The organism is Paraniabella hibiscisoli (assembly GCF_022512515.1).
In the GTDB taxonomy this organism is placed as follows: domain Bacteria; phylum Bacteroidota; class Bacteroidia; order Chitinophagales; family Chitinophagaceae; genus Niabella; species Niabella hibiscisoli.
In genome coordinates this window covers 401762-421840 of sequence record NZ_JAKWBK010000002.1, presented here as the reverse complement: position 1 = coordinate 421840, position 20079 = coordinate 401762, and the positions used below count along the sequence as shown (strand labels likewise).

Sequence of the window (20079 nt, the reverse complement as noted above, 5' to 3'; positions counted from 1 at the left end):
CCTAACTAAAAGTCATTCATGAAAAAATATTCGCAGGTTTACTTGTAGGCGCTACCTTAGCAGCTGGCTACGCCAGTTTAGCTAATAATAGCTTTACAGTACGAGAGCCGCAACCGCCTAAACACCGTGCAGGTATTGTGTTGGAGGAGTTTCTTTATAAAAAAGCTGATTTCCCTTCCTGCCATTCAGCTACTATATTGGAGTTGACGAATGGAGAGTTGCTTTGCACTTTCTTTGGTGGAACTTACGAACGTCATCCCGATGTGGAGATCCGGATTTCGCGTAAAACCAGGGAGGGCAAATGGCTGGAGCCGGTGAGTGTTGCAAATGGAATACAACCCAACGGTACAAGATTACCCACCTGGAATCCAGTGCTGTTTCAGCCTGCGGGTGGCGTTTTGACATTGTATTACAAAGTGGGTCCCAGCCCGAAAGAATGGTGGGGTGAATATAAAACCTCTACAGATAACGGTCATACCTGGAGTGCGGCTCAAAAGCTGGAGGCCCCGATTTTAGGACCTATAAAGAATAAGCCTATACAATTAAAAGATGGTGTGATTCTCTCTGGTTCGAGTTCAGAAGAAAATGGTTGGCGCATACATGTGGAACGTAGTATAGATGGAGGTAAAACCTGGAACTTGATAGGGCCATTGAACGATGGCAAGAAGATAAGGGCCATTCAGCCTACACTGCTTACTTATAAAGACGGAAGCATACAAATGCTGAGCCGTACATCAAATAAAGACAATGAATTGATTGCTGAAAACTGGTCAACCGATGAGGGATTAACCTGGTCGGAAATGAAAATGACCAGTCTGCCTAATAACAATTCGGGACTGGACGCTGTGACCCTGAAAGATGGTCGCCAACTGCTTATATACAATCATGCTACCCGCAATCAACCTAAAATGGGACATAAAGGTAGAGGCGTTATTAACCTGGCTGTGAGTAAAGATGGAAAGAACTGGGAAGCTGCACTGGTATTGGATTATATAGATGAAGCCGAAAAACAATATTCTTATCCTTCCATTATTCAAACCAAAGATGGTCTGGTACATATTGTTTATACCTGGCATAGAGAGCGGATCAAACATGTGGTTATTGATCCCGATAAGTTAGTAACCTATCCTATTAAAAATGGTAAATGGCCTGCTGATAAAATACCGTTGGTAAAGAGTACAGAGAAATAGGAGTTCCACGTAAGTCATAGTTATTAACGGGATCGTCAGACAAGGAATAAACCCGACTAATGCCATTGCTTTTTAGAAAATATATTTTGTTCATCATCTGTGGTATGCTGACAGGGAATGGCATGGCGCAGGTGAAATATAAAACGGAATACTTCACTTCGGAAGATGGCCTTTCGCATCGCATGGTTTCCACCATGTTTAAAGATGATGATGGTTTTATGTGGTTCGGTACCTGGAATGGCATCAACCGTTTTGATGGCAAAACTTTCAAGTCTTTCAAAACTTCTGCATTGGGTAGCCAGCGTATTCATAACGACAGGGTACGCCAGGTGGTAGACGATCATAAGGGTTTTTATGGATCATTACTTATGATAAATACCTGTACTGTTTTGATAAGCATAAGGAAACCTTTATGCCGGTTAGTGAAACGATTAACCTGGCCTTGGCAAAGAAGGTTCAGGTGCATGGCATCTCTGCTATTACAGATGATCGGATATGGCTGATCACCGTAGATGAAGGAGCTCTTTGTGTACCGCTAAGAAACATCACCCGAGAAAATATTTTGCAATACAGCGCTACTGCTCCGCAAGAGCATACGCTGGACTCCAACCATATTTTTTTATTCATAAAGATGAAGAACAAAATATCTGGATCAGTAACACCGGGGGATTTCAAAATTTGTAAAAGATGGTTCAGGCCATTACAAAGAGAAGCGCCGGGGCAAATAGGCCAGGGACGCAGGAATTTTACCAAGGTTTCAGAAAATACCAACTACCTCTATTTCACCTCGCATAATGGATCGGTAGGGGTATATATTAAAAAGCAGAACAAACTTTACCTCTCGGCATTTGCAGGAGAAACGATAGAGTCTGTACATTGTTCGAAGTTCTCAGGCCTGGTTTACATGGCCACCAATTCCGGTAAACTAGTCACTTGCGAATACAGGGATAAAGGTTTGACTTATGCCACTCGCCAAACGCCCTATGCAATGGGGAATATGTTTGAAGACGCGAACGGTAATCTGTGGATAGAAGCAGTTGATAAGGGTATTTTGCTGTTTAGAAAAGGACAGGATCATTTTAGCTTTTATGCATCCGGTGCAACCAGCAAACGTAATGTCAATAACAGGTTTACGGCGTTCCAGGATTTTAATAAAACCGTATGGATCACCTTTTCCAATGGAGAGTTAGTGTATTATAACGAGCGGGAAGATAAGATGGTTCCTGCTTTGCCGGTAGACGGTTTCTCTAATAAATCATTCAATTCGGTTTACCGTATTTTTTACGACAGTGGGGTATTATGGGTGGGCTCAGAATTCAGGGGCGTTACCAAGTTGATTATCCAGAGAAATATATTTCAGCTTGAAAATATTGGCGAGTCTACACATTTCCCTGATCTTGAAGTAAGAGCGGTATATTTCGACAGGTTAAACAGGCGATGGGCCTCTACACAAGGCGGACAACTGACCGTGCAAAAGAATGGTATAAATCAGCCTGTAACTTTTAATAATAAATTGCTAAAAGATTTTTCGATTGTCGCCTATACCATCACAGAAGATAGCAGGGGTAATATCTGGATTGGAACAAAGAATGATGGTCTTTATAAAGCGATACCCCAGGACCTCGAACGTACCCGCTACCAATTGCAGTATTACCCTACCGTGGCGGATAAAAAGAAAGGATTTCGTATTTATTCTATCCTCGAAGACCGGTTACATAATATCTGGGTAGGATCTTATGATGCTGGTTTAATGCGGGTAAGTGAACAAAATGGTGTTTGCCATTTTCAACGGGTTCCGGTAAGCCTTCCCAAATATCCGGTGAACACGTTTGGACAAATACGACATTTATCCATGGATAAAGACGGTCTGATATGGGTAGCTACTACGGGGGACTACTTACTTTGCAACCCGTACATCTACACAGTAACAATCATTATAAAGTTAAAATATACCGTAAACAGGCTCAAAATGAAGGATTGCCTGATAATGATGTATTGTATTTAATTCCTGCCGCCAAAGGTAAAATGTGGGTAACTACAGCAGGTGGAGGATTTTCACTTGTTACAAAAACCGTAAATGCTGGTCTAAGCTTTGAATCTTTTGGAACCCGGCAGGGTTTGGCAAACGATTATGTGCTCAATGGTGTAGAAGATAAAATGGGTAATGTCTGGGTAACTACTGAGGGAGGACTTTCTTGTTTGCATTCGAAGGATAAGCATATTATAAATTATGACTCTTATGATGGCTTACCTGCCGTTGGGTTTTCTGAAGGTACCTGCGCTAAAGATGCGCAGGGCAACCTGGTTTTTGGCACTTCGCAGGGACTGATAACATTTAACCCGGCTCATTTGCAAAGGGCACTCAAGCCATCAGGAATGTTGCTTACCTCACTGCAGGTCAATAATGTAGAAATAGATCCGGGTGCAGAAAATAGTATAGCAGATAAGGATGTCAATTACATGGATGCATTAATACTGCAGCATGATCAGAATACCATTGCTATTAATTATATGATACCCGACTACAGGAGAAATGTGCATGAGTACAGTTTCAGGCTTGCAGGATTGAATGATAAATGGAGCAGGGATGTTTCCGGGAGAGCTGTTTTCACCAATCTTTCGCCAGGTAAGTATACATTTGAAGTAAAAGGAGAGGGCGAGGACTATACCGAAAGTACATATAGAAAACTTTCCATTACTATTAAGCCGCCTTTCTGGAAGACCTGGTGGGCTTATTGCATTTATGCAATAATTGCTATAGTTATTATCGAACTCATACGCCGTACTATTACCACTATGATCCGGCTGAGAAATAAGGTGATCATCGAGCAACAGCTTTCAGAAATGAAGCTCAACTTCTTCACTAATATTTCCCACGAGCTCCGCACCCCATTGACGCTTATTGTTAATCCCTTGGAGCAGTTGTCGAAAAAGGAAAATCTTTCACCCGAAGGGCAGGGCTATTTATCTGTAATTAATAAAAATGCGAACCGGATGGTGCATTTTATTAATCAGCTCCTGGATTTTCGGAAAGTGCAGTCAGATAAGCTACAGCTCAATCGCTCGGGTGTAGACCTGGTTCAACTGGCGCACGATACTGCTGCACATTTTAAAACAGAGCAATCTGAGAAGGCGATTGTCTTTCAAATCAGAAGCGATCAATCGAAACTAACAGCTCATATCGATGGAGAAAAAATTGCGACAGTGATCTATAATCTCCTGGCGAATGCATTTAAATTCACACCTCCGGGCAAATCTATTTACCTGAATATTATTTCGGATGAAGAAAGTATTGTAGTAGCGGTGGAAGATCAGGGGCCTGGTGTAAAGAAAGATCAGCTGGCGGATATTTTCGAACTTTTTCACAGCGGTGCATATACGGATAACCGGCAGATGAAGGGAGTGGGAATAGGACTAGCACTGGCGAAAGAGCTGGTTACACTACATGGTGGGCATATCGAAGCCTTTAATAATGAGTTTGGCGGGCTTACGGTAAAGTTTTCACTGAAAAATATAAAGACTGCAAATCCTGGCAATGAAGATGAGGAAAACAAAGCCAAATCTTTCGGGCTTATACATGCAATAGATGCCCAACCCGGCGAACCAGTAATTGAACAGGCTGGGGAATACCAATTGCCACAGGTATTATTGGTGGAGGATAATGAAGAGCTGCGGATATTTTTAACGCAGCAGCTAAAAGAGTACTACAATGTAAGCACCGCTATCAATGGACTGGAAGGATACGCCATTGCACAAGAACTGCAACCAGACCTGATTGTCAGCGATGTGATGATGCCGGAAATGAATGGGATAGAAATGCTGGACCGGTTAAAAAGCAACATACATACAAGTCATATCCCTGTTGTACTGTTAACCGCAAAATCATCTGTAGAAAGCCAGATCGAAGGATTGAAGTATGGAGCCGATTTTTATATCACCAAACCGTTCAACAGCGACCTCCTTTTTGCGTCAATTAATAGTTTGCTGAAACAAAGAGCCCGTTTGTTCGGAATATTAGGTAGCCGGCCCCCGGCATCACCTCCAAAAACGATAAAAGCCCAACCGGTTGCCCCGGCAGTAAAAGCCGAACCAGCTGAATCAGTAGAAAAACCGGTTGTGACTGAAAAGGATGAACAGTTTCTAAAAGAAGTGATCAAAGTGGTAGAGGACAAAATGGGCGATTATAATTTCAATATTGAGCTGGTAGCGGGATCTATGAGTATGGGCCGGACTACTTTTTATAAGAAATTCAAAAGCCTCACAGGCATTACTCCGGTTGAATTTGTAAAAGACCGGAGACTGGATAAAGCCAAAGCCTATCTCGATTCTTGTATGGTTAATATATCCGAGGCTGCCTATAACAGCGGATTCAATAATCCGAAGTATTTCAGCACCTGTTTTAAAGAACGCTTCGGTGTCTCCCCAACCGATTATTTGAAAGGCAAAAAATAGCCGATCATTCCAATAGGTCCCAAACATCTTTATAGTTAGTAATGGGAATGCAGATGCCGTTGTTGAAACATATTTGTGAATCCTCTTTTTGCTGATAAATTTCACTTCATTCATATTGGCGATATAAGACTTGTGGACCCTTACAAAATGAGCAATGCCAACGAGCTGTTCTTCAAAATGGATTAATGGTCTGCTCGCAGTAACGGTTGATCCATCTTTTTTAACAATTTTAGTATAACTGCCATCTCCTTTGCAATAGAGAATCTCCTCTGTTGGTATCAATGCAGATCCGTTATAACCTTTTACGATCACATTTCGACGTGCATTATTTTGAGTTTGTATCGCCAGCAACTCTTCTTTTAATAACCGAAGCTGTTGCATGCTAAACAGGGCTGCCTTACTTTTAACCTTTTCAACGCTGTTGATCAGTTCTTCGGGATCTATGGGCTTTAGTAAATAATCGACAGCCGCATACCTGAAAGCCCTTACGGCGTGCTCGCTGTATGAAGTAACAAAGATGATGGAATGGCTGGAGGTTCTGCTACCTAATTTGTCCAATACATCAAAGCCTGAGTGCGCACCAAGGTCAATATCCAGGAACAGGATATCCGAAGCGGTGGTTTGCAGCACTTCCAGGGCTGTCTCATAACTTCCTGCTTCAGCAACTACTGCTACCTCAGGTATATGTTCCTTTATTAAAAGGTGCAATACACTTCTTGCCGAAGCTTCATCATCAATAATGATTGCTTTCATCTTGTTTTTTTAAATACGTCTAAGGTAATAGCGGGTAAGCTTATGGTACAGTTAACACCAGAACGGTTTATGTTATTTTGAAGAGTTAAAGTACCCGTTCCATATTTTTTCCTGATGGTAAATAGCTGTTCCTGTATAATAGAAAGGGCGTGATTATTGAGTATTAACAGATTCTTGTCCAGGGATGGACCATCATTTGTAACCTTGATTTCAATGGTCTTTTCCTCTCTTCCGGGCGGATCAAGGCTTATGCGGAGATCAATTGAACCTTTTTGCCCGATATGGGTAACACCATGTTCTATAGCATTTTCAATAATCGGCTGCAGCATTAATGCCGGTATCAGGTATTCATGTATATCCATGGCGGGATCCATATCCTCGCGGTATTCAAAAGAAGTCAAAACGATGCTGTTGTACCGCCACATAATGTCTTAAAAAAGTAAGCACATCGTTTATAGTAGCAAATTGTATCTGGCTTAAATTAATAAAGCCCCGCATTAAAAGAGCCACCTGGTTAAGATACACCAGGGCTTCTTTATTTTGGTTTTTAAGTATAAAAACGGTCAGCGGGTTGAGCGCATTAAATATAAAATGGGGATTGAGCTTAGCAAATAAGGCTACCATTTCCTGCTGTACCAAATCGTTGTAAAGTTTATTTTCTTTTTCCTGCGCTTCGCGAATGGCTGATTGCTTTTGCTGTTTGAGCTGCCTGCGTTTCTCCTTTTGAACCCATAGCAGGCCAATAACAGTCAGTGCGCCAATCCCAAGTAGTAAACTTAGCATCAGTACCCTGTTTCTTTGTAAGGCAATGCTTTTTCTTTTTCTATCAGTTGCTTTTCTGCCTTGAGCCTGGTGATTTCCTGCTCATGTTTCAGCAGTTGGTCGCTTTTCTCCCGCTTATTGATCAGGCTATCAATGTGACTGCTTTTTTTAATGCAGATATAGATTTTGTCCATTGCTGCTGTTTTTCGTACAAACGGCTCATAATGGAAAAATACCGGTACTGTGTTCCCAAGGGTGTTTCGCCATCATCCTGCTGGGCGCTAATAGTCATAAAATGCAGGGCGCTATCGTATTGGCCACGGCTCATATAAATTTCGGCTATATTATATAGATGGTCTTTTTGAAAAAGGATGTTACCATCTATCGATGAAGCTTTGATAGCCCTGCGGTAAAAAAATAATGCGCTATCAGGTTGTTCCAGTTGTTCATAACAAAAACCCGCTGAGCCATAAATGACCGCATTCAATACTGTTGACGGAGTTTGATTAAAGATGTGAAGAAATTTGCTCATGTGCTCATGGCGCCGTAGAGAATCCCCGCTATTCTCCAGGGGAAAATAAGAAATGAGATTTTTAAGGGTATAAAGTATTTTAACAGTGTCCTTCAGTTGCTCAACAGCATGAAGACTTTCCCCGAGGTACCTGGCGGCTAAACGCTTGTTGCCCTGTGCTCCCATCATAAATCCCAGGCTATTGGTGAGTGCCGCAATATCAGTAATGCGTGTACTGCTGTCAATATTTTTGTATGCTTCCAGAAAGTAAAAGGTAGCAGAGTCTATAATATCCATTTGAGCATATATTCCGCCCATGGTATATAATACCGGTAAGTACTGATCTTTATTCCCCGATTGCTCTGTGAGTTGGATAGCTTTTTTTACCTCGTCGATCGCTTTTTCAAATTTACCCGAATTGGACAATGCATGGGCTTTTACGTAGGATGCCGAAATAATGCCATTGGTGTCTTTAAGAGACCTTGCAAGATTTTGAGATGAATCGGCAAAGTAAAGAACGCTGTCTGCATGCTTTTCCTGGTAAAAATAAGCCCGTTTCAGCAGGTTTTTAATAGTCGTTTTTGCTGAGTCCTGAAGCTGGAAATTTTTAGGGCTACTGTCTTTAACAGTACAGGATAGCATATACAGCAGGCAAATACATGTAATGCCGGCGCCGGATTGGCGAAACAAGCTGGATGAACATCCTTTGTACAACATTTATTCCGGCTTTAGTTTTCTTTACGTTTCAATATCGTGCAGCATCGGTAATTCCATCAGCCGTTAAACGCAGGTTATCTGTTAAAACGGATATACAATAGATGACACTTGCTTGCCTGGCAGTTCAATTGATGCTGTAACGAAGTTGTTGGTTTTGAATTTCGAAAAGTAAATTTTAGAAGATAATGTAAAAGTAGAGAATTTGGATTGCATTCAAATTTTTGTACAGGTAAATAATTTGATACTGCATTTTGTACAAAACTTATGGCCACCTGAAGATTATTTTGTGGTAATGCTCTTTTGTAGCCCTAATTCACCAACGAACAATTGAAGCCATTTGGCGGCAACAATAAATAAGCAGGGTTTAGAAAATTATCCTGGCGTTTCGTGAAACAGTAACGCAATGATTAATGCGATCATAGTTATTTCGTAGATTATTTTAATACGCAATGTATATTAATCAGTAGCGCTTTTTTAAAGTTGCAGCATCGCCCTGGCTTTGCGCCACTTCTGCGTTACATGATCCGGCAAATCTGCCATACAAAAGTGTAGCATAAAACCAAAACGTAATGATTCAGTTTTTTATTTATTCCTGGTTAGTATTTTATCTATTGTTGGGCATTTTTTTAATGCTCAGGCTTAAGAGATAATTAGCGGTAATGAAAAAGATCCAAACCCGTTTTTCAAAAATCACCTTATAGCTGGTAACCTTCAAAAAATATTTCGGCTGGTTTGCAAAACAATCTGGCACTTTTAAAAAAAGGCGATAGAAGTTTTGATTTGTATATGTTTCTTTTGCACCGAAATTTTAAAATGATAATACATAGTATTGATGTAGTTAATTTTTAAAGTCTTAAACTCTTCTTTCAGAAACCATAGCGTTGTAGCAGTGGCAGTTTGCGGGTATCCGTAGCTGTCAGTGATGAATATGTTTTAAAAGCCCCTGGAAAAGGATGATGGCGTAATTGCCCGGGATCAGATCTAAGTTTTAAAATATATCTTATCACAATTGAAATTTTATGGAAATGAAAAAAATGAGTTCGACCTATTTTAACAAGAAAAAATGGGAGATTCCGACAAAAATCTTCCGGCCTTCAATCTTAAAAATATTCATCCTGTTAATGGCGCTTTCCTCGCAGGTGTCCTTCGCTCAAACCTGCGCAACTTCGGAAAGAACCCAGAATATCAATTTTGCTCAGGGGCTAGCAGCGCCGTTACTGTATCCGGCTCGAATATCAACGGCTGGCTAGGGACCGGAGCTGGTACAGTGCTCAGTGGCGGCAGTACTTATTTTAGCGACAATAATGAAACGCAAACTTTCTCACAATCAGTTACCGGGGTAAATTTAAAAGGCAACGGTGCCATTTTTACATTGGTTTTCACTGCTTTTAATGGTAGCAATAATGATATTGAGGACGGTGACAGGGCTAATTTCGTTATCAGCTATGGAGGAACGGTATATGCAACGCTTGCTACAACAGATGGCAGCGGCCTTACCGGTACCATCACTTTTTCCAACGGAGCAACCGGGTCTATAAACGGAGGAGCAGCCGCGCTGTACCAGTAAATTTTGTAATTTCTGATCCAACTGCTACCAGGAAAACCCTGGTACTGCATTTGCCTGTAACAATTCCCAATTCGGGTAACCTCCAGATGCAGTTTCAGCCTTTTCAGCGGGGCCATCATTGGCTTCAGATGATTATACTATTTTTACTGCCAGTTTAAAAGCCTGCCCGATAATTTATTCCGGTACTGTTTTAGACGATGGCAACGGGTTGAAAGATGGCGCCATAAATGGTACAGGCACTAATGTTGGTGGCTTGCAGGTAGCTTTATACGATGGGGCGGGCAATATAGTTCCGGGAACCACCACTAATGTAAATGCTGATGGTACTTACACCATTGCTTATGCAGGTTCAGGAACATTCAGCGTAGGTATTGTTAACTTACCCGCCAGCTATGTGTATATTGGTGAAAAACGCAATACGGATCTTATCAGCGATGGTACAGTGAACGGGAAAGCCGGTCAGATAACCATTACCAACAGCTCAACCAATACAGACCACCCCAACAACCTTCTAGGCATTAATGCCCGCCCTGAAACCTATGCCGTAACAAGCACTGTAACAGGCGCTCCAGCGTCGGTGAGTTTTACTGCTTTAAGTCCTTTACAGGGAAGCGATCCTGAACAGCAATCGACCCAGGGAAGTTGGTCAGGTACGGGAGAATCCATACAAATCACCACATTGCCTACGAATTCCTTTCAGCTGGTATATAATAATGTAGTGGTTACAGCGGGCCAGGTTATCAGTAATTATGACCCCGCATTAATGGTTATACGCCCTACCGCAGGCACACCTGCCGGCACTTCTTCCACCAGCTTTGGTTATGTAACAGTAGATGCCAACGGTACGCCCGACCTGACGCCGGCAACTTATACGATCAATTTCTCGCAGTCGCTACCTGTATTATTCGGTGAGCTCACGGCTACTATCCATAACGGTCAGCTGGATGTGCAATGGTCTGCTTTGTCAGAAAAGAACAATAGCTTGTTTGTAATTGAAGCTTCAACCGACGGAGCACATTTTACAAAAATAGGGGAGGTGCGTTCCAGGGCTGCAAATGGAAATTCTGATAGCAGGTTGGAATATGAATGGACCCTGCCTGTTTCCGGCATTAGCCTGGGCATCAGCCTGTTATTAATGGGAGGGTCAATTTTAAGCTTTCGTCGCAGGCTGCAGATATGGATGATAGTTGTGCTTGCCGGTTGTGCTATCGCGGTTACCGGATGCCAAAAAGTAGTGACCTGGCGGCTGAGGTAAGCGGAAAGCCTCTTTTTATAAGAATAGCTCAGGTGGATCATGATGGAACTTCAAAGTATTCTGAATCGGTAAAGGTCATTCAGAAATAGTATATCAACGATTTGTTTAGAAGCGGGAATGTGGTCTCCGGGTCTTTCAAGGCCGGGTTACCACTTCCCTTTTTATGGGCCACCAGAAAATGTATTAAGATCATTTCCTGGCTATCATAATGCTTATTCTGGCTTTTAAAACCTGCATGGTGTTCATTTATACCAGGTATCAATAATTGAACCCTATAAGCCAAAAACCGGGCCTTCTTTTTCCAGGCTCTGTTTAAGTTTGCGCAATAAAAATTTTGAAATTATATAAGTATGGCCCCTGACTAACCGTTTAATTTTTTCTTAATCATGTTGATAGCTTACTAAAATCAACCAATCTGGTTAATCGTTACAAGTACGCCCGCTATTTTCATAGAGGGCTTTTTTATGCCCGCGCGAGAGATGATGAGAATAGCCCACTAAACAATAAGCTCTGTTTGGGGACTCCCTTAAGGTTGATAGAATTCCATTTGCTTAAAAATGTAAACGTTTACTTTTTGATTATCAGTTATTTATACCAGGTGTCAAAAATTGAACCTATTGCGATAAAATTCAAACCTCTTTTTTTACCCTGAAAATTAAGTTTGTGACATGTAAACGGTTGCAATAAAAGGAAAAGACATACAAATCCATTTAAGAAGGATTGCTGCTTATTTTTTACTGCTCATTTTGTCAGGGTTCGTTTATTAAGTGTTTAAATGACAATTAATAAGAGAGCTGATGATTTCAAAAAATGAAATCGTTTTCATGATGAGGTTAAAATAAACGATGAACTAAACTTTCACTTAAAAATAAAAGCCATATGTATTTCAAGCATATTTTGAAATTTACGTGCCTGTTGTTGCTTATTGCTCTCTGCCATAACCAGGCGATAGGACAAACAAAGAGCATTACAGGTGTTGTGGTTTCGGATTCAGCCAATGCTCCGCTGGAGGGAGTTACTATTAGTGTAAAAGGCGGAGTGTCGTCCGTTACAACCGATAAAAACGGCCGGTTTACTTTAAATGCGCCTTTAGGAAAAACGATCCTGGTCTACTCTTATGTGGGGTATGAGCGGGGAGATGTTGAAGTGCCTGAATCAGGAGAGATCTCGATTTCTATGAAAAAGCTGGATCTTAAAATGGATGAGATCGTGGTGGTGGGATATGGAACCCAGAAACGATCAAAGTTAACGGGTGCTGTAGCTAAGGTAGACCCCGAAGAAGTTCAGGATATTCCGGTAGCCAATATTGCTGCGGCTTTAAGAGGGCGTGTGGCAGGTTTGGGTGTTACCCAGGTTTCCGGCAGACCGGGAGCCGCATTACGCTGAATATCAGAGATGCCCAGGCCAATTCGCTAACCGGCGGTACTGCCGAGCCTTTGTACGTGGTTGATAACATGATCGTCAACAAAGCCACCTTTGACAACCTGGATCCTTCCATGGTGGAGGATATTAGTATTTTGAAAGACGCTTCGGCTGCCATCTACGGTGCTGCCGGTGCAAAAGGTGTGGTTTTGATTACCACTAAAAGGGAAAAGCGGGTCCGCCCAGGATCACTTACAACGGATTCGTTGGACATATGGATGCTATTAAGATTCCGGAAATGCTTTCTGCCTACGATCATGCCAAACTGCTTAACGAAAGCTATAAATTAACCAATACCACGAACGGCAACTTTTTTGATGAAGAAGACCTGGAAGTACTTAAAAATATGAACTATAAGAGTTGGTTCGATGAGCTCTGGCAGGCTGCCATTATGCAGCGGCATAATATTAATATTTCAGGAGGTACCGACCGCATGACCTTTTTATGGGGGGTGGCTATCAAAACCAGAATGGTAACTACGCAGGTTTGAAAGTTGACCGGTTTACATTTCGAGCGGGCGTTTCTGCCAAACTATATAAGGGGTTGAAAGCCGAGATCAATGTGAACATAGATAATAATATTAATTACAGTAAAAACGGATTGGCTGACAACGACAAAACTTTTCTGCAAAACGTAATTGTGGTGCCTAAATGGACGCCTATTAAAATAGGTGAAGAGTTTGTGAACTACACCGCAGGTAGTAACAACTTTAATAACCCTTTGGCGGTAATCGCTTCAGGTTTTTACAACGATCAGAAGAGGAGGGGATATGGACTCAATGGTAGTCTTACCTACGCGCCTGAAGGCGGGCCGTTGAAAGGACTGATCGCCCGGGTACAGGCATCCAGCACCGCAAGGGCTACCAAGTTTGAAGAATACCGCCCTATGTACCTGGTTGCTGAGTTTAAGCGTGCCGGTAATAACGGAGCTTTGTTTACCGATACGGTTACCCGTCGTGTGGAGAGATTTGGAGGAGGCAATGCCCGCTTGTTACAACGTTCTGATGAAAGCAGCGACTACCGCATATTTGGAACCCTGCAATATGCACGCTCTATTGGTAACCACGACTTCAGCGTGTTGGTGGGTGGTGAGCAATCGGAAGCCAGCAGCAGTGGGATGGGATACCTGTATGTTAACCAGCAGATCAGGGATAACCCATATTACTGGGCTTTTGACCCCTCTCCGCAGGTAGAAACTCCTAAAGCAGCTGAGTCAGGGAAACGTTCTTTCTTTGGAAATTTTATCTACACACTTAACAGTAAATACACGCTGGAGGGAACTGCCCGTATGGATGCCTCCTCCAACTTTGCTACTGAAAATATGTGGGGCTTCTTCCCAAGATTGGGTGCCGGTTGGGAAGTAAGTAAGGAACCTTTCTTCAAAGAAAACGTCAACTTCATTAATTATCTTAAATTAAGAGCCAACTATGGTTTAACGGGTGATGACCGCGTGGGAAGCACCTTCTGGTTTGAGCGTTACAAGATCAATATAGGTTCTTATTTATATGGAGAGACTTATGTACCGGGTGTAAGACCTGATGTATTTCCTAACCCTGATATTACCTGGGAGAAGAAAGCAACGATGAACTTTGGCTTTGATCTGTCATTTTTTAAAGACAAGCTAACATTTAGTTTTGATGCATTCCAGGACCGTGCTTACGATGTATTTGATAAAGGCAATGATCTGAACTTCCCTATGTTCGCAGGTTTCGCTGCTCCGGTTTTGAACTGGCGTATACGCCACACATGGGGCACAGAATACAGTATCGGGTATAACGCCCGTTTCAGCCAGGATATAAGATTTACAGCACGTATGAACTTTGGTTTTGGTAGTTCGGTAATGGAGCGTACTTTCTACAACCGCTACGATCTGTGGCAGGATGCTGTGTCTTTAGCGCAAACCAGCTTTGGTACAGACCCCGCAAGTTTAACAGCTCTAATATAGGCCTCAGATACAAAGGCATGTTCCGTAGCCAGGAAGAGGTTGATGCATTTTTAGCTAAGAATCCCAAGTATACATTGAACGGTAGTGTTCCGCAGCCGGGCTGGCTTTATTTTGAAGACATAGATGGCGATGGAGTTATAACAGACAGGGACCAGACTTTCTTATTCGATCGTACTAATCCATGGCTGGTAACTGGTATACAGTTAGGGTTTATCTATAAAACTGTTGATGTTCGCCTGAACATCGGCGTCAACCTGGGTGGCAAAGTATTTTACGATGCAGATACCAGGAGCACTCAGGCCAGTATTACCAAGAATGTTCCAGCATTTTGGACTGATACCTGGACTCCTGAAAATACCGATGCCAAATTTCCGAGATATGATGATCCTTATATAAGAACCAACTCAGACTTCTGGGCGGTGAATGGTACCACCATCCGGGTAAATGATTTAACTATAGGTTATTCGCTCGCACCCAAAACTATACGGAGGATAGGTTTGAGCACAGCGCGGCTTGTTTTCTCCGCCAACAATTTATGGACGATCGTTAATCCTTTAAAGTACAAGGATCCGGATACATTCAGCTACCTCGATTATCCCACGATCAGAACTACTTCTATCGGTATCAACCTGGGATTATAATATCAAACGGTTTTAATAATTAAACATATTAAGATGAAATGCTTTTTCAATAAAAAATCGATCCTTTTAGGCAGTGCTTTTGCATTGATTGCGCTGGCAGGATGCAGAAATACACACGACTTTGTTTCCAGGAGAGATCCTTTGGGAATTGACCCCGAAATATGGAACCAGGAAGCTGCGGTACAGTACCTGCTGAACGATGCTTACCAGTTCATTATGCCGAACTTTCCTTATGAGTTTACAGCTAATAATTTTGGGTATCACCTGGCAAGCGATGAAAACTTTTATTCCGGCAACGATGTTACCGGTAAAAAGTTGTTCAACCTGAATAGCTTTATATTACCTGATGAGGTGCAGTATGCGGGATTCAGATCCAGCGGTAATAATTTCGGTGATAACCGTTATTTTGACATCGCCAAATGTAACCTTGCGATCAAAAACCTACCGCCAAGTACGGGTATTACAGATGCCTCCAAGAAACTTCTTTTAGGACAATTTTATGCACTGAGGGGATGGCTTACCTGGGCCTTACAAAAATATATGGCGGCATGCCGTTGGTGCTGGAGCCGCAAAATCCCGATAACCTTAACCTAAGCGGAAGGCAGAAAGCCAAAGTAATGTTTGAGCAGATCGTAAGAGACTTCGACTCTTCGATATCCAATTTACAGGGTAAGGCCAAGTGGACCAGTGATGCTACAGAAAGAGGAAAGATTGGCCAGGCAACAGCTGCAGCCCTTAAAGCAAAAGCAAAAGCATTATTATGGTGGGCCAGCCCTCTGTTTAATCCACCGGGGCATAGTACTTATGATGAGAGCCGCTGGCAGGTAGCCTTCCAGGCTTCACAGGATGCTTATACAAGGGCTATGGCTGCGGGTTATAAATTAATGCCCAACTATGCAACCATTTTCCAGGTAGAAGGTAACGGTAACACGGAGGCTATGATGGTGCGCTCTTACTCTTCATTACAGTTAAAAAAATTCCATGGTGTTGAAGCCCGTGTGCGTCCTGGTTCCGAAGGGGGATCTCCCAGCGATGTTTATAATCCGACTAAAATAATGCTGGATGCTTATGTTATGAAGGATGGACGACCCAAAGAGAATGCAAGCACTCAGTACCCTTATGATGAAGTGCTGATGTATGCCAATCGCGATCCACGTTTCGATGCCTCTATTGCATTTAACGGTTGTACCTGGCCCCTGAGCGCTAAGCCTACGCGCAGACAATGGACTTATGCTGGCGCGAGGGTAGATGGAGGCAATGAATCGTCTAAACCTTTTTATGTAAGAAAGTTTGCAACGCCTAACCTGGCTAGAGCTGCCGTAGGTACAGCTAATGACCTGGGCGGCAGCGGTATGGATTGGATTGAATTTCGTTTTGCTGAGCTCTTGCTGGACTACGCGGAAGCAGCTAATGAGTCGGGCAATTTAACCATAGCAAAAGATATGATCCGCCAGCTAAGGGTAAGGGCCGGGATCGTTCAGGGTACAGCGGATTATGGCCTGGCGCTGGCAACTAATAAAGATCTGATGCGGGAGCTCATCATAAATGAACGTATGGTAGAGTTGTCTTTTGAAGGCAAACGCAATGATGATTTAAGAAGAACGCGCCATGCACCTGTTACAGGGAACCATAACGCAGATGGTGCCGATGACTTTTAAAGCGAGCCCTGCCAACTTGCGTGATTCGTTGGAGAAACGTATTGGTCCCAACAACCTGGGAATCGATACTTCGCTGTTGCGTCGCGATACATTGGATATCTATAACCGGGCCTCAATAGAAAAGTATTTCGTTACACCTTATATTTTTAACCCGGTAGCTAATAACGGAAACTTCGCAATGCCGCAGAGCTATTATTTCTTTCCGTTGAATACCATCTTTCTCAATTCATCTCCATTGCTGGAGCAAACCATTGGATGGGATGGAGGAACATTTGATCCGCTTTAGTTCACTATTAAAATAGTTTATATGAAACTGAAAAATATATTATCTCCGGTTATAGCGTTTACCATGTTAGGCGTTTTTGTGGGATGCAAGAAGGAATTCCCGAATGTATTCAATATGTTTAAGGCAAAGCTAACCTTACATCAATCGGAACCCTATGCCATAGGAGAGGAACTGAAAAAGAGATTTCGGCTACAGACTCGGTTTTGCTGGATTATACCATTGAGTCTCCGGATGCAGACATGTACCAGATTGCCCTATACAAAACAGGAGCTACTTCGCCTGCTCTGAAAATACCTATTACTGATGCGGCGCAACGCAGAACATTCTCTGGTAAGTTTAAGCTGTATGCAAAAGACCTGGGTGCAGGTACTACTTCTTATCGCATCTGGGCTTATGACAAAGATGGGGTATACCTGGGAGATGGAGGTAAATTGATTAGTATTACCGTTACGCCGGATTTGCTATTCTTCACCAATCGCCGAATTTATGTTGCCGACTCGATGGATAAAACCGATGAATGCTACCTTTCCATTAGCGATGGCAAGTTATATAGTTATACTACAGCAGCTTCGCATTCTGCCACCATCGATTTAGGAAGCTTTACGAGAAAAGACACGGTTCGCAACGCTTCCGGTGCAGTTACTTCGGTAACAGTTAACAACTATTTTTATTCGCTGAGTTCAGACCCGTTGCCCTTTGGACATTATGATATCAGTTCATGGACCAAAAGAGCCACATTGTTTTCAGCACCCGCTACCGGTTCCATTGCAGACTTTAATAACAATTTAAATACAGGTGCTAAGATCCTTGCGGCGGCCAAAACGAAAACGATCAATTTAAAGAATATTACGACGGCACTGGCGGCTAATCAGCTAATATACTTTAAAACACCTGAGGAAAAATACGGGGTCATATTTGTACATGCTCTAGCGGTAGATTACCGCGATCACCGGTATACCCAGGTTTCATATAAGATTGTCAACTGACGATAAATTTATAGATGAATAAGGTAGATGAAGTTGATGGATGCAAAGGACCGTTCCTGATTGTTTCCGGTATTAGGTGTTTACTTCGTTTATTATAAGAATCGCCTGCCGGTCATCAGTTGTTACAAAACAAATAGTATCCATAATATAAAAATATTGCCAATAATAGTGGCAACTCTCTAGTCAATCGTTACAAGTACGCCTCCTGTTTTCACAGGAGGCTTTTTGCGTTAAACGACAGCCAATAATCAACTTTATTATTAAGGTTATAATATCTGTTCAAATCTACTTATAGCTCATAAAATGGGTTTAAACACATACACAACAGGTTGAAAATTTGACACCCGGGTTGCAAATACCGGATTCAGTAAAAAAGTGTCAAAAAACGAACAGAATATGTCAAAAAATGAACCATGTCGCGTGCAACCTGCTCTATGTTTGTGATGTAAACGATTGCAAAAAGAAGATATAAAGTAACAGATCCTTGCCAGATCAATGTCATTCTTCACCCTTGCAATTTTGTGCCTTTTTTATTAAGTGTTTAAATGACGATTAATATTGCCCCGATAGCAATACTAATTGTTTACAAAATGATCCCGATTGCAATCATCACGTATAAACTAAAACCAAACTTTCACTTTTAAAAACAAAAAGCCATATGTTCTTTAAGCACATTTCAAAATTTGCGTGCCTCTTCGTGTTCATGGTGTTGTGTCATACACATGTATGGTCGCAGTCCAGAGACGTGGTCGGAACCGTTATGTCAGATTCCGCGAACTCGCCACTGGAGGGCGTTACCGTTAATGTAAAGGGCGGTGTATCTGCCGGTACCACCGATAAAAATGGTCGTTTTACTTTAAAGCTGCCGGCGGGTAAAGTACAACTCCAGTTTTCTTATGTAGGTTATGAGAACCTGGATGCTGAAGTACCTGAATCAGGAACGATGATGGTTACCATGAAAAAGATGGACCTCTCGATGGACCAGATCGTTGTAGTTGGATATGGTGCCCAGAAAAGAAGTAAGATCACCGGTGCTATTGCTACGGTTAATCCCGAAGATATACAAGACGTGCCGGTAGCCAATATAGCGGCTGCATTACGTGGTCGCGTAGCCGGTTTGAGTGTGGATCAGTTTTCGGGCCGGCCGGGCAAGTATTTCTTTAAATGTAAGGGGGCTTATTCCTCTTCGGAAGTTGGAGGAGCTACATCGGAGCCCTTGTATATTGTTGACAATATGGTGGTGGGCAAGAGTACTTTTGATAACCTGGATCCCGCTATGGTGGAAGATATCAGTATTTTAAAGGATGCTTCTGCGGCTATTTATGGAGCTGCCGGTGCCAAGGGGGTAATATTAATTACTACTAAGAAAGGTAAAGCGGGTGCTCCGAGGCTTTCCTATACAGGACAATTCGGTTTCCAGGATGCGGTACGCAAACCGGAAATGCTATCGGCGTACGAGCACGCTAAATTATTAAATGAAACTTATCGGATTAATGGTACGTCCGCAGGCTTGCAGTTTTCGGATGCTGACCTGGAGTACTTAAAAACAACCAATACCCGAGTTGGTTTGAAACTATCTGGCAGCCGGCTATCATGCAACGGCATGGCCTTAATATGAGTGGCGGTAGCGAGAATGTAACTTTTTTGCGGGTGCCAGTTATCAAAATCAAAACGCGAACTATGCTGGTCAAAAAGCAGATAAGTATACATTGCGAGCCGGCCTCACAGCCAAGCTTACCAGCAGTTTAAGAGCGGAGTTGAATTTTAACATAGATAATAATGTTCGTTATAGTGAGAACGGCTGGAGTGAGAATGACCAGAACTTTTTGGAAACTTTGATACAGGTGCCACGCTGGACGCCTATACAATTCGGTGACAAATATGTAGTGTATACCGGGGGCCTACAGCCAACTTTAACCCGATAGCCGTTACCAG

21 protein-coding genes and 1 pseudogene are annotated in these 20079 nt (G+C 42.4%); 17 read left to right on the top strand and 5 right to left on the bottom strand.

All coding sequences use genetic code 11. The features are described from left to right. Positions 1 to 137: 137 nt before the first annotated feature. The 4 genes from MKP07_RS30765 (at position 138) to MKP07_RS30750 (ending at position 5642) form a co-directional block, all read left to right on the top strand. Complete coding sequence (locus MKP07_RS30765; RefSeq protein ID WP_240851905.1) at positions 138 to 1190, top strand: sialidase family protein; 1053 nt, start codon at positions 138 to 140, stop codon at positions 1188 to 1190. An 86-nt stretch (positions 1191 to 1276) separates the two neighbouring features. Beyond that, the gene (locus MKP07_RS30760; RefSeq protein WP_240851904.1) at positions 1277 to 1693 is read left to right on the top strand and encodes a two-component regulator propeller domain-containing protein; all 417 of its coding nucleotides are present in this window, start codon (positions 1277 to 1279) and stop codon (positions 1691 to 1693) included. Further along, entirely contained in the window at positions 1633 to 3195 is a 1563-nt protein-coding gene (locus MKP07_RS30755; RefSeq protein ID WP_240851903.1) for a ligand-binding sensor domain-containing protein, read from the top strand. The genes MKP07_RS30760 and MKP07_RS30755 overlap by 61 nt, the downstream gene beginning before the upstream one ends. 20 nt (positions 3196 to 3215) lie before the next feature. After that, positions 3216 to 5642: a hybrid sensor histidine kinase/response regulator transcription factor gene (locus MKP07_RS30750; protein ID WP_317236170.1), complete on the top strand. Its 2427-nt coding sequence runs from the start codon at positions 3216 to 3218 to the stop codon at positions 5640 to 5642. Between the two features lie 84 nt (positions 5643 to 5726). Here the strand turns inward: MKP07_RS30750 and MKP07_RS43220 are convergent. The 4 genes and pseudogenes from MKP07_RS43220 to MKP07_RS30735 all read right to left on the bottom strand — a co-directional run. Beyond that, positions 5727 to 6395: pseudogene (locus MKP07_RS43220) on the bottom strand (LytR/AlgR family response regulator transcription factor); the annotation flags it as partial. Continuing rightward, a complete protein-coding gene (locus MKP07_RS30745) occupies positions 6392 to 6796 on the bottom strand; it encodes a sensor histidine kinase (protein WP_240851902.1) in 405 nt (134 codons plus the stop codon). The gene MKP07_RS30745 and the pseudogene MKP07_RS43220, both read right to left, overlap by 4 nt. Continuing rightward, positions 6783 to 7178, bottom strand: coding sequence for a histidine kinase (locus MKP07_RS30740; protein WP_240851901.1), 396 nt, complete (start codon positions 7176 to 7178; stop codon positions 6783 to 6785). Before MKP07_RS30740 ends, MKP07_RS30745 begins: the two co-directional genes overlap by 14 nt. Positions 7179 to 7299: 121 nt before the next feature. Beyond that, a complete protein-coding gene (locus tag MKP07_RS30735; protein ID WP_240851900.1) occupies positions 7300 to 8310 on the bottom strand; it encodes a tetratricopeptide repeat protein in 1011 nt (336 codons plus the stop codon). Positions 8311 to 9448: 1138 nt separating this feature from the next. Here MKP07_RS30735 and MKP07_RS30730 point away from each other — a divergent pair. Together MKP07_RS30730 and MKP07_RS30725 are read left to right on the top strand one after the other, a co-directional pair. Continuing rightward, positions 9449 to 9952, top strand: coding sequence for a hypothetical protein (locus tag MKP07_RS30730; RefSeq protein ID WP_240851899.1), 504 nt, complete (start codon positions 9449 to 9451; stop codon positions 9950 to 9952). A gap of 118 nt (positions 9953 to 10070) precedes the next feature. Beyond that, positions 10071 to 11207, top strand: a complete 1137-nt coding sequence (locus MKP07_RS30725) for a hypothetical protein (protein ID WP_240851898.1) — start codon at positions 10071 to 10073, stop codon at positions 11205 to 11207. A gap of 79 nt (positions 11208 to 11286) precedes the next feature. Here the strand turns inward: MKP07_RS30725 and MKP07_RS30720 are convergent, their stop codons facing one another. Further along, positions 11287 to 11490 (bottom strand): hypothetical protein, encoded by a 204-nt coding sequence (locus MKP07_RS30720; RefSeq protein ID WP_240851897.1) that lies wholly within the window; start codon positions 11488 to 11490, stop codon positions 11287 to 11289. A 614-nt stretch (positions 11491 to 12104) separates the two neighbouring features. Here MKP07_RS30720 and MKP07_RS30715 point away from each other — a divergent pair. The 11 genes from MKP07_RS30715 to MKP07_RS30670 all read left to right on the top strand — a co-directional run bounded on the left by MKP07_RS30715 (position 12105) and on the right by MKP07_RS30670 (position 20069). Beyond that, the gene (locus MKP07_RS30715) at positions 12105 to 12593 is read left to right on the top strand and encodes a carboxypeptidase-like regulatory domain-containing protein (protein WP_240851896.1); all 489 of its coding nucleotides are present in this window, start codon (positions 12105 to 12107) and stop codon (positions 12591 to 12593) included. After that, a complete protein-coding gene (locus MKP07_RS43215) occupies positions 12584 to 12919 on the top strand; it encodes a TonB-dependent receptor plug domain-containing protein (protein WP_394803735.1) in 336 nt (111 codons plus the stop codon). The genes MKP07_RS30715 and MKP07_RS43215 overlap by 10 nt, the downstream gene beginning before the upstream one ends. After that, a complete protein-coding gene (locus MKP07_RS30710) occupies positions 12844 to 13119 on the top strand; it encodes a hypothetical protein (RefSeq protein ID WP_240851895.1) in 276 nt (91 codons plus the stop codon). Before MKP07_RS43215 ends, MKP07_RS30710 begins: the two co-directional genes overlap by 76 nt. After that, positions 13074 to 14573 carry a TonB-dependent receptor gene (locus MKP07_RS30705; RefSeq protein WP_240851894.1) on the top strand — a complete coding sequence of 500 codons (1500 nt, stop codon included), beginning with the start codon at positions 13074 to 13076 and terminating at the stop codon, positions 14571 to 14573. The genes MKP07_RS30710 and MKP07_RS30705 overlap by 46 nt, the downstream gene beginning before the upstream one ends. Before the next feature lie 17 nt (positions 14574 to 14590). Next, positions 14591 to 15214, top strand: a complete 624-nt coding sequence (locus MKP07_RS30700; RefSeq protein WP_240851893.1) for a hypothetical protein — start codon at positions 14591 to 14593, stop codon at positions 15212 to 15214. Positions 15215 to 15247: 33 nt separating this feature from the next. Then, entirely contained in the window at positions 15248 to 15808 is a 561-nt protein-coding gene (locus tag MKP07_RS30695) for a hypothetical protein (RefSeq protein ID WP_240851892.1), read from the top strand. After that, a complete protein-coding gene (locus MKP07_RS30690) occupies positions 15727 to 16872 on the top strand; it encodes a RagB/SusD family nutrient uptake outer membrane protein (protein WP_240851891.1) in 1146 nt (381 codons plus the stop codon). Before MKP07_RS30695 ends, MKP07_RS30690 begins: the two co-directional genes overlap by 82 nt. After that, the gene (locus MKP07_RS30685) at positions 16823 to 17158 is read left to right on the top strand and encodes a hypothetical protein (protein ID WP_240851890.1); all 336 of its coding nucleotides are present in this window, start codon (positions 16823 to 16825) and stop codon (positions 17156 to 17158) included. The genes MKP07_RS30690 and MKP07_RS30685 overlap by 50 nt, the downstream gene beginning before the upstream one ends. A gap of 203 nt (positions 17159 to 17361) precedes the next feature. After that, on the top strand, positions 17362 to 18144 hold the full coding sequence (locus tag MKP07_RS30680; RefSeq protein WP_240851889.1) for a hypothetical protein: 783 nt from the start codon (positions 17362 to 17364) through the stop codon (positions 18142 to 18144). A gap of 658 nt (positions 18145 to 18802) precedes the next feature. Next, on the top strand, positions 18803 to 19762 hold the full coding sequence (locus tag MKP07_RS30675) for a carboxypeptidase-like regulatory domain-containing protein (RefSeq protein WP_317236146.1): 960 nt from the start codon (positions 18803 to 18805) through the stop codon (positions 19760 to 19762). A 91-nt stretch (positions 19763 to 19853) separates the two neighbouring features. Continuing rightward, positions 19854 to 20069, top strand: a complete 216-nt coding sequence (locus tag MKP07_RS30670) for a hypothetical protein (protein WP_240851887.1) — start codon at positions 19854 to 19856, stop codon at positions 20067 to 20069. Positions 20070 to 20079: the final 10 nt, after the last annotated feature.